This is a genomic window from Mariniradius saccharolyticus AK6, assembly GCF_000330725.2.
In the GTDB taxonomy this organism is placed as follows: domain Bacteria; phylum Bacteroidota; class Bacteroidia; order Cytophagales; family Cyclobacteriaceae; genus Mariniradius; species Mariniradius saccharolyticus.
Window position 1 is genome coordinate 44,386 of the sequence record NZ_AMZY02000015.1, and the last position, 14,359, is coordinate 58,744.

12 protein-coding genes are annotated in these 14,359 nt (G+C 46.0%); 8 read left to right on the forward strand and 4 right to left on the reverse strand.

Annotated features, from left to right (window positions below; genetic code table 11):
- Nucleotides 1-154: 154 nt before the first annotated feature.
- The 3 genes from glmS to C943_RS15620 form a co-directional block, all read right to left on the reverse strand.
- Complete coding sequence (glmS, locus tag C943_RS15610) at nt 155-1,996, reverse strand: glutamine--fructose-6-phosphate transaminase (isomerizing) (protein ID WP_040480967.1); 1,842 nt, start codon at nt 1,994-1,996, stop codon at nt 155-157.
- A 122-nt stretch (nt 1,997-2,118) separates the two neighbouring features.
- The gene (locus tag C943_RS15615) at nt 2,119-3,366 is read right to left on the reverse strand and encodes a DUF4270 family protein (protein WP_008629677.1); all 1,248 of its coding nucleotides are present in this window, start codon (nt 3,364-3,366) and stop codon (nt 2,119-2,121) included.
- 67 nt (nt 3,367-3,433) lie between these two features.
- The gene (locus C943_RS15620) at nt 3,434-4,246 is read right to left on the reverse strand and encodes a glycogen/starch synthase (protein WP_008629679.1); all 813 of its coding nucleotides are present in this window, start codon (nt 4,244-4,246) and stop codon (nt 3,434-3,436) included.
- A gap of 123 nt (nt 4,247-4,369) precedes the next feature.
- Between C943_RS15620 and panC the strand changes: the two genes are divergently transcribed.
- From panC to C943_RS15655, 7 genes are all read left to right on the forward strand, one after another.
- Nucleotides 4,370-5,218: a pantoate--beta-alanine ligase gene (gene panC / locus C943_RS15625; RefSeq protein ID WP_008629683.1), complete on the forward strand. Its 849-nt coding sequence runs from the start codon at nt 4,370-4,372 to the stop codon at nt 5,216-5,218.
- Nucleotides 5,219-5,239: 21 nt separating this feature from the next.
- Nucleotides 5,240-5,587 (forward strand): aspartate 1-decarboxylase, encoded by a 348-nt coding sequence (gene panD / locus C943_RS15630; protein WP_008629685.1) that lies wholly within the window; start codon nt 5,240-5,242, stop codon nt 5,585-5,587.
- Nucleotides 5,588-5,591: 4 nt separating this feature from the next.
- Entirely contained in the window at nt 5,592-6,593 is a 1,002-nt protein-coding gene (locus C943_RS15635; protein WP_008629687.1) for a lysylphosphatidylglycerol synthase transmembrane domain-containing protein, read from the forward strand.
- Nucleotides 6,594-6,627: 34 nt separating this feature from the next.
- Entirely contained in the window at nt 6,628-7,314 is a 687-nt protein-coding gene (locus tag C943_RS15640; RefSeq protein WP_008629693.1) for a zinc metallopeptidase, read from the forward strand.
- Nucleotides 7,315-7,416: 102 nt separating this feature from the next.
- On the forward strand, nt 7,417-8,556 hold the full coding sequence (locus C943_RS15645; RefSeq protein ID WP_008629694.1) for an acyl-CoA dehydrogenase: 1,140 nt from the start codon (nt 7,417-7,419) through the stop codon (nt 8,554-8,556).
- A 139-nt stretch (nt 8,557-8,695) separates the two neighbouring features.
- The gene (locus C943_RS15650; protein ID WP_008629695.1) at nt 8,696-9,625 is read left to right on the forward strand and encodes a helix-turn-helix domain-containing protein; all 930 of its coding nucleotides are present in this window, start codon (nt 8,696-8,698) and stop codon (nt 9,623-9,625) included.
- 398 nt (nt 9,626-10,023) lie between these two features.
- Nucleotides 10,024-10,782 (forward strand): XAC2610-related protein, encoded by a 759-nt coding sequence (locus C943_RS15655; protein WP_008629696.1) that lies wholly within the window; start codon nt 10,024-10,026, stop codon nt 10,780-10,782.
- A 114-nt stretch (nt 10,783-10,896) separates the two neighbouring features.
- On the opposite strand, the gene C943_RS15660 is transcribed toward C943_RS15655, so the two are convergent.
- Complete coding sequence (locus tag C943_RS15660) at nt 10,897-13,302, reverse strand: TonB-dependent receptor (RefSeq protein ID WP_008629697.1); 2,406 nt, start codon at nt 13,300-13,302, stop codon at nt 10,897-10,899.
- Between the two features lie 319 nt (nt 13,303-13,621).
- Between C943_RS15660 and C943_RS15665 the strand changes: the two genes are divergently transcribed.
- Nucleotides 13,622-14,269 (forward strand): MarR family winged helix-turn-helix transcriptional regulator, encoded by a 648-nt coding sequence (locus tag C943_RS15665; protein WP_040480973.1) that lies wholly within the window; start codon nt 13,622-13,624, stop codon nt 14,267-14,269.
- Nucleotides 14,270-14,359: the final 90 nt, after the last annotated feature.

A 14,359-nucleotide genomic window follows, 5' to 3' on the forward strand; every position in this document is an offset into this window, starting at 1 on the left:
TCAAAATGATCATGGTACAGGTTTCAAGTTATTCAAAAATCAATTTGAACAGGAAAACCACGCCATGAATTGTTTCAATGGCACAATCGAACGCCTGTAAACAAAAAAAGCCCGAACCTGTACGGCCGGGCTGGAATAGATCGATTTTTCAACCTTACTCGACGGTAACGGACTTAGCCAAATTGCGTGGCTGATCGACGTTGCATCCACGCATCACTGCAATATGGTAGGATAGCTGCTGCAATGGAATCACGGAAAGCAGTGGAACAAATGCCTCTTCCGTCTCAGGGATTTCTATCGTGTGATCTGCCATATGTTTCACAGTGGTATCACCTTCGGTAACTACTGCAATGATCCTGCCTTTTCTTGCCTTCACTTCTTGGATATTGCTCACGACTTTTTCATAAGAGCTGTCCTTGGTCGCGATGAACACGACGGGCATCTCTTGGTCGATCAAGGCTATCGGTCCATGTTTCATTTCAGCGGCGGGATATCCTTCAGCATGGATGTAGGAAATCTCCTTCAACTTCAACGCGCCTTCCAAAGCGACCGGGAAGTTGTATCCGCGACCGAGATAGAGGAAGTTTCTGGAGTCCTTGTATTCCCAAGCGATTTCCTTGATCTTGTCATTAAGCTTGAGCGCCCGCTCGACTTTGGAAGGTATTGTTTCCAATTCCGCCAAAAGATGCATGTATCTTGCCTCGGAGATGGTTCCCCTCTGATAGCCTAGCTTCAAAGCCATCATGGCCAAAACGGAGATTTGGGCCGTGAATGCCTTTGTGGAGGCTACGCCTATCTCCGGACCGGCGTGGGTGTATGAACCGGCATGTGTCGCCCTTGCGATCGAAGATCCCACCACGTTGCAGACACCAAAGATGGTGGCTCCTTTGGATTTCGCCAACTCGATTGCGGCCAAGGTATCTGCCGTTTCACCGGATTGGGAAATCGCAATTACAAAGTCCTTCTCGCTAATAACGGGGTTTCTGTAGCGGAATTCGGAAGCGTATTCAACTTCAACGGGGATTCGGGCAAATTCCTCAAAAAGATACTCGGCGACCAATCCTGCATGCCAAGAAGTACCGCAAGCGGTGATGATGATACGCTCGGCGTTTTGGAACTTATTCAAATAGTCCCTGAGTCCTCCCAAAACCAACCGGCCGTTTTTGGCATCCAACCTTCCCCGCATACAATCCGCAATGGATCTAGGCTGCTCATTGATTTCCTTTAACATGAAGTGCTCATATCCGCCCTTTTCGATCGCCTCCAACTCCATTTCCAATTGGTTGATATAGGGGTTGGTTTCAACGTTTTCGATGGTTTTGATCTGAAGTTTGTTGTTGCGGATGACGGCGATTTCGTAGTCATCCAAATACACCACCTGGTTCGTGTATTCAATGATCGGCGTAGCGTCTGACGCTAGAAAATATTCATCTTCCCCGACACCTATCACCAATGGTGAACCTTTTCTTGCTGCAATCAAAGTGTCAGGTTCCTCCAAATTCATGATCACGATGGCGTACGCACCGACGACCTTGTGCAATGCCAACCTCACGGCTTCTTCCAAGCTGCAATAGTTGTTGACGTAAACATCTTCGATGAATTTGATGAAAACCTCAGAATCAGTCTCACTTCTGAATTCATATCCTTTCTTGATCAAGTCGGTCTTCAGCACATCGTAGTTTTCGATGATCCCGTTGTGGATCATGGCAAATTTCTCGTTAGAAGAATAATGCGGGTGGGCATTGACGTCGTTGGGCTCGCCATGGGTTGCCCAGCGCGTATGTCCTATACCGATTTTGGAGCCAAGGTCACCGAATTTTGCGAGATGATTTTCCAGCTCGGATACTTTGCCTTTCTTCTTGTAGATGCTCAGTCCTTCTTTGTCCAGTAGTGCCACACCGGCACTGTCATAGCCTCTGTATTCCAATCTTTTGAGGCCTTTGATGATGATGGGCAGAGCTTCCCGCTCTCCCACATAAGCTACAATTCCACACATTTTTAAAAATTCTAAAGCTGAAATTTATACATTTTCAAAATTTAATTCCAAATAGTCGTTGATTTTTCTGACTTATCGAAAAAAAAAGCTCCCAATTAGGAGCTTTCATAAAAACTGGTATTCTACAGGGTTCTGCCTTTCGAATAGAATATTCTGAGTTTTATCTTGCTTTGATCCACTTGGTACTCTCGCAAAGAATTTGCAAAATCATCTGCCTGTGCGGTGCCGGGAAACAGCAGAAAATCCCTTCTAGGTATCTGTTCACGGTAAACAGCATTCATATGGGAAGTCAAAAACTGCCTGTAGATATTTTCATCCCGGAGGTGGGCCAGTATGGCGGGACGATCTGAATATGCAGGCTCTCCTGTGACTAGATCAACCTGCTGTGTACCGTCTTGTTGAACCATCATCGGAAGCCCATCCTTTCTGACAAGAATCTGATTGGTCTCATTGGTGAAGAACATCTTCAGAAACTGGGGCGGATAGTTTGCGGAGGTATCTGACACCAGCGGCCCGAATTCCAATATAACTTGGTTGAACGTGACGTTTTCGAGCGTATCCAGAAATTGATCAAGGGGGCTTGTATTCAACTTCATGACCATACCATAGGTCGACTTTCCTCCTGCAAACTGTCCTAGATTATAGGCTTTGTTTTTCTCTTGGACCACTTCCGTTGGTGTCCCCGTACGGTCAATTACAGTTTGGGTAAAATGCCTTGCCAAATTAAAGTTGAGGCCAGTGGCTATCGGATAGGCCCTGGAAATGGTATCGCCGTCATTGGTATAGTAAAAAATCAAGCCGGTGTTGTTTCCAACACGGGTGGAAAAGGACGCGTCTTCTCCTTTGAATACCAATCCGGGCAAAAACTCACGGAATGAGAATATATCCCCAAAATATCTGCCGTCGACCAATTCCTCAAAAACCAAATCGGTAAAGGCATTGTCCACAGGAAGTGTTACAATCGTGTCCTGTTTGGCTCGAAAATCGATCGTTGCTTCAAATGTCGGCACAGGGTCATAGGCGAGACCATCGAACGAATAATAGTCCTTGTCCTGAATCTGTTCCTGCAAAAGATGGATGCTGAGTTTTTTTGGAGTCTGCAATTCCTCCGCTATCACTTCCCTGAAACTGATATTCAGCTTCACCGAATCTAGCCTCGCTCCTTCTTTTGGGCGGGCTACGTCCCGGTTAAAGAATAACCTCGAATACCCGATGGCTTCTGTTATTCCAAAGAAGTCATTTTCCGATCTCCCGTACTGTACCACACCGGCATTGGTGGTGTAAATCGAGTCCCGCTGCACTACATCAGCAGATAGGGGTATCTCGATATAAGATACCCCTATTTGGTTGTTGTTTGGGTCCAATTCCAAACCAATGTTGGATGGATCCTCACAGGATGATAAGATGGCTGCAATTGGAACACACAAACCGACGAGCTTAGCCCGCAAGTTCAGTGTAGATGTTGTAATAACTCTCAAAAATCTCCTGCTCTTCTTCGCTATGGATCTCACACTTCTTGTTTTTAGACCACTCTTCTACGAGTTGGCTTAGGTTCTCTGATATTTCTTCACTTTTGATCACCACGTCGGCATACTCCATTCCAATCTTTAGGAATCCTTCGTAGTCCTTTGAATTGAGAGGTGCCAAAATCGCGTCGTCAATGTCGACCATCTTGACCTTCTCGAATAAATCGTCGCCAAATTTATGGCTAAATCCGGTATTGTAAATAGCGAATACCGTTTTTGTATCCTTGAAGAGCGGCTCGTTCTTGTAGGTCGTCTTCAGGTACATGGGCACGAGGCTGGTCATCCAGTCGTTGCAGTGCACCACGTCCGGTGCCCATCCCAACTTTTTCACCGTCTCGATGACTCCCTTGCAGAAGAAAATGGCTCTTTCGTCATTGTCTTCGTAAAACTTTTCATGCTTGTCATGAAATACGCTCTTCCTCTGGAAATAATCTTCATTGTCAATGAAGTACACCTGGAGCTTGGCATTCGGAATCGACGCCACCTTGATAATCAGCGGCTTCTCTTCCTCTCCTACGGCAATGTTGATCCCGGAAAGCCTCACAACCTCATGCAACCTGTTTTTCCTCTCATTGATGAGCCCAAACCTGGGCACAAGAATGCGGATTTCCATCCCTTTTTCTTGCATCGCCTGCGGCAGCTGCCTTACGAAATTGGCCACTTCTGAAGTCTGTAGGAAGGGATTGATTTCGCTGGCGACGTAGAGAATACGGAGTCTAGACATACCTTGTTGTTTTGTTGAGTGATAATAAACGCACAAAGATACAAAAAAAATACGGTAAAACCATTGTATTTCTGGGGAATAACATAGTTTTGCCTCTATTTTACATTCGCAAAGTACAATCCCGTGAAAGTCCATCTGACCAAAAAAACGCTCAATTCCAACTTGCTGATTTTTAGAAATGACAGAAAAACAATTGGATTGGTGCCTACAATGGGCGCGCTACACATAGGACATTTGGAATTGGTCAAAAAAGCAAAAGAATCTACTGATGTCGTGGTAGTTTCAATTTATGTGAATCCGACCCAATTCAATAATCCGGCAGACTTCGAAAAATATCCAAAAACTTTGGACAAAGACTTGGAAATATTGGATAAAATCGGTGTGAATATCGTTTTTACCCCCGAAAATCAGGAAATATATCCTTCAAATCCAAAGTTGAGACTCAATTTTGGACTTTTAGAAGAAGTGCTGGAGGGAGCATTCCGTCCAGGCCATTTCAATGGCGTCGGAATCGTCGTTTCCAAGCTGTTAAATATTGTTAAACCTGATGTCGCCTTCTTCGGCCAGAAGGATTTGCAGCAAGTGGCCATCATCAAAAGGCTTGTAAGTGACCTTTCCTTTGACGTCAAAATTGATGTAGTACGCACAGTGCGGGAGGCTGATGGGTTAGCGTTTTCATCGAGAAACATGCGTCTCAATCCCAATGAGCGTATGGCTGCATTGGTCCTTTCGAAAGCACTATTTTTTGCCAAATCCGAACTTTTAAGGGGTGTAGATTGGTTGACAGTCAAAAACCAAGCAGTTCAGCTATTTGAATCAGAGCCGCTGTGTCGCTTGGAGTATTTCGAATTGGTAGATCCCAACACCTTCAAGATTCTAGAGAGCTTCAACCCACGCGACCTTTCATCCATCTGCACCGCAGCCTACGTTGGTGAGGTACGGCTGATAGACAACCTGCCCATAATTGATTAATATCGCGCAAAATTTAAGTCCATGCACATTCAGGTATTGAAGTCCAAAATCCACCGGGTGAAGATCACCCAGGCTGAGCTCCATTACGTCGGTAGTATCACGGTCGACGAGGATCTTATGGATGCGGCCAACATGATCGAAAACGAGAAAGTCCAAATCGTAAATATCAACAACGGAGAAAGACTCGAGACCTATCTTATCAAAGGCGAGCGCGGCTCCGGACAAATTTGCCTCAACGGACCTGCCGCAAGAAAAGCACAGGTAGGAGATGTAGTAATCATCATCTCCTATGCTTCAATGGATTTTGAGGAAGCTAAAAAGTACAAGCCGGTGATCGTGTTTCCGGACGACCATAACAAACTGATCTGATACAGTGAGATTCAATACCAAACAATGGATCCAAGTAGGCGTATCTTTGGTACTTGCCGCTTGGATTTTTTGGTTTTTGTACAAAGATGTAAGCATCCAAAGGCTAGGCGAAGCATTGGAGGAGACTTCCTATTCGTGGCTTTTGCTGTCGTTGATGGTGGGGGTTTATGGATATTGGGTAAGAGCTTGGCGGTGGAAGTTGCTGATAGAGGCTGATGGTTCGGCGCAAGTTTCGACAGGAAGGTCATTCGTTGCGCTGATGATTGGCTATCTCACCAATCTCCTGATACCCCGGGCAGGCGAAGTAAGCAGGTGCGGCGTATTGTCAAAATCCGAGGAAATCCCCATGGGTCGCCTCCTTGGGACTGTCGTGCTAGAACGCTCGGTGGATCTGATTTTGATGATCATGACCGTATTGGTTGCTTTTTTTTGGGAAAGGAATACCTTCCTCGACCTGGTCGCGGACTTAGTAAATGTGGATATGGTTTCAAAAAACCTCGGAACGATACTCCCGATCGGCATTGCGGGAGTTTTGGTCGCAATCCTTTTCTTTTATCTCCTTTTCTACAAATACAGAGAAAACATTACGGTGCGGAAGATCAGGCATTTCTTTCGGGATTTTATCACCGGTATCCTCAGTGTACGAAAAGTAGACAACCAATGGGGATTCTGGGGCAGTTCGGTCGGGCTTTGGCTGCTTTACTATTTAATGATGGTATTGGTGGCTTGGGCGATACCATCCACTGCCAGTTTGGCATATAGCTCGATCCTCATGGTGATGGTGATGGGTAGTATTGGCATGATTGCACCGGTGCAGGGGGGAATTGGCACCTTCCATGCATTGGTGGCGTTTATTTTGATGGTGTATGGATTGGAGGAAGAGGAGGGGAAAATATTCGCCGTGATCATCCATAGCAGTCAACTCATTGTGATCGTCTTGCTGGGATTGATAACGATGGCATATTTCATTAAAATAACTTCTAAGAAAGTATCCAAATCATCTTAAATTCGTATCCAAACTCAAAAACAAAAATAGAGCTATGATTATTCTGATTGTTGTCGTATTCGCAATCTTGGGATATGTGGTCAGCAGTAGGCTGAAAAGCAAGTTCCAGAAGTACTCCCAAACGCCCTTGAGGGCCAATCTATCCGGAAAGGAAATCGCCGAGCTGATGCTTGCGGACAATAATGTGCATGATGTAAAGGTGGTATCCGTAGAAGGCCAACTGACTGATCACTACAACCCGATGAACAAGACGGTCAACCTGAGCCCTGACGTGTATTATGGTAGAAACGCCGCCGCTGCCGCAGTTGCCGCACACGAATGCGGTCACGCCGTGCAGCATGCTACCTCCTACTCTTGGCTGAAAATGCGTTCCGCCATGGTGCCGATCCAAAATGTGAGTAGCAAAATTCTAAACGTGATCTTGATCGCTTCCCTTTTTGGTGGTTTTGCCTTGAAATTGCCGTACGAGTTTGTTGGCTATATCATCGTAGGATCCTACGGCGTGATGACCTTGTTTACCCTCGTGACGCTTCCTGTGGAATTTGACGCCAGCAACCGTGCATTGGCATGGATTGACAGAAGAGGTATTGTGACTGCCTCAGAACACGCGATGTCAAAGGACGCCTTGAAGTGGGCCGCAATGACCTATGTAGTAGCAGCTTTGGCCTCATTGGCCACCTTGGCCTACTACATCTTCATATTCTTCGGAAATAGAGAATAGGAAACCGAAATTGATAAAATGAGTTTACAATAAGGGGCGAGAAATTGTCCCTTATTTTTTTTTGCCCTAACTTCCCCGCTAAATATCAACCCAAATATTCCTATGCATTTTGAGTTTACTGAAGAACAAATAGCGGTCAGGGATGCCGCAAGAGAATTCACCCAAACTGAGTTGCTTCCCGGTGTGATTGAGCGTGATACCGAAGCTAGGTTTCCCTATGAGCAAATCAAAAAAATGGGCGATCTTGGATTTATGGGCATGATGGTCGACCCAAAATACAGCGGCGGCGGCATGGACACGATATCCTATGTTTTGGCCATGGAAGAGATTTCCAAAATCGACGCCTCTGCATCAGTTTCCATGTCGGTTAACAATTCCCTTGTCTGCTGGGGTTTGGAAAAATACGGCAGCGAGGAGCAAAAGCAGAAATACCTTACAAAGTTGGCTACCGGGGAAATCCTTGGCGCGTTTTGTCTTTCCGAGCCAGAGGCAGGTTCTGATGCCACTTCGCAGAAGACCTCCGCCGAACTTAAAGGCGACCACTACGTGCTCAATGGCACAAAAAACTGGATCACGAATGGCTCCAGCGCGAGCGTATATTTGGTAATCGCCCAAACGGATGCTTCCAAGGGTCACAAAGGCATCTCGGTATTTATCGTCGAAAAGGGCTGGGAGGGATTTGTGATTGGCAAGAAAGAGGATAAGTTGGGCATCAGAGGTTCCGACACCCATTCCTTAATGTTCACGGATGTCAAAGTCCCCGTTGCCAACCGGATTGGGGAAGAGGGCTTTGGGTTTACTTTTGCCATGGAGACACTCAATGGCGGAAGAATTGGCATCGCTGCCCAGGCTTTGGGCATTGCTTCCGGGGCCTATGAGTTGGCATTAGCATATAGCAAAGAGCGTAAAGCCTTTGGAAAACCGATATCCCAGCACCAAGCCATCCAGTTCAAACTGGCAGACATGGCCACACAAATCGAAGCCGCTAGATTGCTGGTCCTGAAGGCTGCTTGGCTGAAAGACCAGGGCCAAGACTATTCCCTTGCCAGTGCGATGGCCAAGTTGTACGCCTCAGAGGTGGCGATGCAGGTAACGGTCGAGGCGGTACAGGTCCACGGCGGCTACGGTTATGTAAAGGAATACCATGTAGAGCGCCTGATGCGTGATGCGAAGATTACACAAATCTATGAGGGCACCAGCGAGATTCAAAAAATAGTGATATCCAGAAGTATTTTAAGATAAATTTGTCCATCAGCGATCTAAAGGCATAAAATCCAATTTTTATGCCTTTTTTTATGTAAATCAATGAAATAAAAAAATTTTTGTCTATGATTTTCGAAAAATATAATACTTTTATGGCCCAACCCTTAATCATGCCATCATGGAATATTACAATAAAGTAATTGAATCTGTGGGAGTCAGGTTTTTGAAAGGAAACAACTTCAAAATCGAGAAACCTGTCACAGTATCCGATTACAGCGATTCCGAGAATACCCTGATCCTATTGCACCAAGGAAGCCTCAAGTTTTCGGAGGAAATGGAATTGGTCAATGAGGGCGAGATTCTTTTTATCCCGGCAGGTAGGTTCAGCAACGTAGCATTCGGAACCCAAAATAAGCGAAACGAGATCAATAACGAGTCATTTCTCGACAATAAGCGGAAATACCTCCAAACGATCAGTTTCAAGGAAATAAAAAATGTGGAGGAAGACTGTGTCACCATCATCAACTTCGAGGCGAAGGTCTTTGACGTGGTGAACTTCTTCCATTCTTTGGGTATCCCGCCGTTTGCGATTCGTTTCAACGACCGCATTGCCACGGTCGTCGAGGACATCATCAAGGAATCCGAGCAAAACACCCCCGGCAAAGAGCGCGTAGTCAAATTGATGACTGAATTGCTGGTGATCGAGATCGTACGACATATCCTGAAGAACAGGCTTTTTGTCGAGGAACTGTCGACCAACAGCACCTATTTCAAAGACCCACGCCTCATCGATCTTTTCAACTACATCAAGAAAAACATCGGCGGTGACCTTTCCAACAAGGTTTTGGCCAAGGTCGCCAACGTCTCCGAGGATTATGTGGGGCAATATTTCAAGATGCTCACAGGCATCAACCCGCAGGATTACATCGAATACCAAAGGATGGAGGCTGCCGTCGAGTTGCTCAGGACATCCAAGAAAAGCATCCGCGATATCGGCAAGGAAGTGGGCTACAAGGATACGGCCTATTTCTGCCGACGCTTCAAGATGATGTATGGACTACCCGCCGGCAAGATGCGCCGCCGCGAATCATTGATCAACGTACAATAAACCCAATCTATATTTAAGACCGAAAAACCGCCTTGGATTTCCTCGGCGTTTTTTTTTGCTATTCCCCTGACCAGCAATTTTTATGTCAAAAATGGTCATTTCTCAGTCATCCCATACACGGAGTGTGGTAAAGGAATACACGGAATATCTCTAACGCATAGACGGAATACCTCTCCTTAATCGTAGTCTGGGGCTGCACTATCATCTAAGAATAGGTCAATTCGAATGCTAATGCTTGAAGCAACTTCGCAAGAGCATTGAAAAACCACCAAAGGATAGTTTTTCCATTGGAGGTCAGAAAAACTAATGCTATATTTCAATAGCAGCGAGGAAAACCTCTATTTCGTTCGATACAGGTTTCTGCCTTGAACAAATAATCTAGATTTAGAGGAGAAAAAATGATAAGACAGCTCAAAATTCCAATCCTCAGTTTGCTAATTACGTCTTGTTTTTCAGGGCAAGAGCGTTTGACACTTAGAGAAAACCAAGGTAATCGTGAGCGTTTGGATGTGTCACCACGTCCTTTCTCAATGCTTGACACAATAGAAAGATATTCACGTTTTGATACATTGTTGGATTATGGATCTAACCGCGTCTTTGCTGGAGGTATCAACGAAATTCAATTCGGAATAATTGGGGGATCAGATACGACGACCAACTTGTATCAAATTTCCGGCACGGCGATTTCAATTGACACCCTAAACACTCCATTTTTAGATACACAGCTTCTGGACGTCAATCTTGACGGAAATTTAGACCTTGTCATTAGGACATTTATTTCTGGGTCGGGGGGGAACAGTGAGGTAGAAGTTTTTCTTTTTGATGTCGACAATAAAAAATTCGTTTATAACAGCAACTTTTCTCTGCCCAACATCAAGGTCGACGGCAAGGCACGAATGCTGTTTTCTGCATGGTGGTCGGCTGGAGGAAGGCCTCACACCAAAAAAGCTTTCAGAGTTAGTGGAGATTCACTGATTTTCTTAGGCTCCGCTACTTACTATCCGGAGGAGGATGAGGTGGTATTCTTTGAAGAAATTGATGGTTTAGAAGTTGAAACGATTACAATTCGAGGTGAGAAATCTTGGAAACTGTTTAATAGATCGTTTTGGGATACCTCAAATGATTTAGAAGACGTCCAATCGATTGTGACGCAATAACAAATCTTAACATTGAAGTTTTATAAGCTTTCCCAGCCATGCAACGATTCAATAATTGCAGTCAATCGGGGCAAGAAAAAAACCGCCTTGGTGATCCAAGGCGGTTTTTTTTTTTTAGAACTCGACGATGATGCCGATCGTGGGAAGGATCGTCCCCGCGGGATTTTCGATCAATCTCATCTGATACCTTGTCGGATCGTTTGGATCGATCTTGATCGAGCCATCAGTATCCCTGACCGGCACAAGGACCGGAGGCTGCTCGGCCTGGAAGTTGTAGGCATTCTGCACATCAAAGTACCAGTTGAGGTTCCAGCGGTTAAAGAAATAGCGCTTGTCCACGCGGAAGTCCAACTGGTGGAAAGCCTTCAGGCGTAGGGCGTTGATCTGGTTGAAATCAAGCACAGCCTGCCCTCTTTTGTCCCAAACTTCAATCAGGGAGGAGGTCTCTATATCAACTGGCGTGTAAGGCAAACCACCCAAGTACCTCCAACGTGCACCGACTTCCCAGTTGTTTTTGAAACGCTTGCCTGCTGTCAAGCTCACGATGATCCTGCTGTCCCAGGCTGAAGGGATAAAGCCTACCGTATTGGGGTTGGTAAATTCGCTCCTGACGAGCGTGACCGCGCCGATACCGTAGAAGGACTTGAAGAGACGCTGCTGTGCAAGAAACTCCAAACCATAGGCCCTACCCTTCGAATCTGAACTGACGGGTTCGTTGCCGATGACGCCGAAGTCTGCACCGAGGTTGGCCAAGGATATCCCATTTCTGATGGAAGAGGGATAGTTGTCGTAGAACTTGTAGAAGCCCTCGACGCTGAACCTGCGGCTTTTCTCAGGAATAACCTTTTCGAAGCCTGTGATAAAGTGGGTCGAGCGGATAAAGCGTATGTCGTTTTGCTGGTTGACCAGATTTCCGGCATTGTCACGGTAGCCCAAAGCAGTGTAAGGAGGCTTTTGGTAGTAAATACCCGAATTGGCGGTCCAGAACAGGTTGGGCTTGATCTGATAGGAAACCGAAAACCGCGGACTGACTTGGTTCAGCGGATTGCGGGCGGTCTGTCCAAAATCGCTTCCATCCATCCGCAGGCCTGCAGTGACCAAGAGTCTTTCGTTCAGAAATGTCTTGTTGGCAGAGACGAAGCCTCCGTAGCTATTGAAAAACGCCGTGGCGTTCGCAAAGATCACCTCTCCATCTGCTGCGCCTGTTGACCGGTCCAGATTTTTGATGAAATACCGGGAATACTCATAATTGACGCCGTACTTGAAATTGAAGCCTTTCGCAAATACGGAGTTTTCCGCACGGAACTTGTTTTCGCTCTCTTGGGAAGTGTAGTCAAACAGCAGGTTTGCCGGGCTGCTCTCATCGTTTTGGGCGTATTTGTATTGCCTGTTGTTGAGCATATTACGGCTCAGGATAAATGTCCAAAAGCCGTTTTCCCTGAATCGTTTCAATTTCAAACCCGTCATGTAGTTCCATTGGGAAGAAATGGGTAGACTTTCCAGCAGGTAAAGCCTGTTTTCCCTTTCCTCCTCGGTCTCATCCCTCGGTTCATTGAAGTTCAGTGCAAACTGGTCGATCGCACCCACACCCAAAAACGTCAACTCAGTCTTGGCGTTCAGCTTCGTCGTCGTCTTGATGGTAAAGTCGTTGAAGGTAGGCAGGAAGGGAAGTTCCAATTGCCTGAAGAGAAATTGAAGATAGGACCTTCTGGCTGAGATCAGGTAAGTGGTGTTTTTACCCAAGGGACCTTCATTGGACAGGGTCAATTCACTGGCACCCAAGGTCATTTGGGTAAACATTTTGTCCTTTCTACCTTCCTTGAGCTGGAAGTTGAAAAAGGAGCTCAATGAATTCATCCGGTCAGCCGGGAATCCACCCGTGATGACATCCACGTTTTTGATCAGGTTCACGTTGAGAATGCCGACAGGTCCGCCGGATGAGCCCTGTGTGGCGAAGTGGTTGATGACAGGGACTTCGATCTCGTCGATGAAGAACTTGTTTTCGTTGGGTGCACCACCCCGGATAATGATGTCGTTTCGGAAGCTTGCGGTACTAGCCACGCCCGGAAGCGACTGGATAACCCTTGAGATATCCCTGTTTCCGCCGGGATAGCGCTCGATTTCGTTGGTGTTGAGCCTTCTCACCGAGATAGGCGTCTCGTCCGAGCGGCTAAACTCCGCGTCGACAGTCACCTCACTGAGGTCAGAAGCTTCTTCCAACAGATCAATGTCCAACCTGACAGGCCGGGCGAGCGAAACCTGGATTTCGAAAAAGGTCTTGGAGCGATACCCCACGAAACTCGCACGCACGTTGTACAGTCCCGGAGGAATATTGGTCAAGGCGTAGTTCCCGTTTTCATCCGAAACTGTCCCCAAATCGGTGCCCACCAATACGACGTTGGCGAAGGGAATACCCTCGTTGTTGATCGGGTTAAAGACCCGGCCACGGATCTCGCCCCCTTGGGCAAAGGAACTGAAGCTTGTAAATGAAAAGAGAGATAGCAGTAATATAAGTCTCATAGTTGGTTATGAATTTGATTTTTAAGCTTAAAGCGGTGTTAAATGTTTTAGAATTTTCGTAATTATTTTCAAAGGACAAATGCCACTGGCTGAATGATTTTCCACACTTTGCCAATAAGTGCCGCATCATCAGGTATTTACAACGCTGAAACCCTTCTAAATCGACAGACATTTTTCATACGGTCCCATACTTTTTCGATTTTCAAAATCTTTCAAATACTATGAAATCATAATTTTTCGACAAATGTAGAAGAAATATTATTCAAAAACATAGTGAAATAAAAAATTTGATTTAAATTTGTTATGTTTTTGTATCGAAATGAGCAAGGAACTTGTAAAGTTGGTAAACCTTTGGGATAGGTATTCGGAAAATGACCCTGAATTGGACATCAGGGGCTTTTGCTTGAAATACCTATCGGAAATGGGCGAATCTGCAGCGCAGCAGGTCCAGCCTGGCTTCACCGTAGATGGCCGGCTGATCAATCTCGTCAACCGTCTCAATAGGTTTGCGGGCATGTATTCCAAGAAGGCCCTCCTGCACAGCGAGCTCAACAACCTGGAGGATTGGGGTTACCTGATTTCGCTCAGCTTCATGGACAATCCCAAAAAGTCTGAGCTGATTGCTGAACTCCTTTCCGAATTCCCCAGCGGCATTGAAGTCATCAAGCGCCTGGTCAATAGTGGCTTGGCAGAGGAATTTGACGACCCCACGGATAAGCGGTCCAAGCGCATCAAGATTACACAAAAAGGACAGCGCGTCCTGTTCGAGACGATGCATTACATGAAGGATATTGCTGCCTTGGCCTTTGGGCCATTGACCGAGGCGGAAAAGCAGCTGCTGATGCTCCTTCTTCAAAAATTGGATAAGTTCCACTTGGACAACTACAAGGAAACCCGGCCTTCGGATTATCATGGCGCGGTACAGGCCCTGAAACAGTCATTGGAAAAATCGGCTGAAAAAGGGTGATTCAGGGAAATTTTTTGGGGCATATTACTAGTAAATAGTTGGTAAAAATTCTTCAAAGCATCTGAATTACAATTACTTACAAAGGGTTTA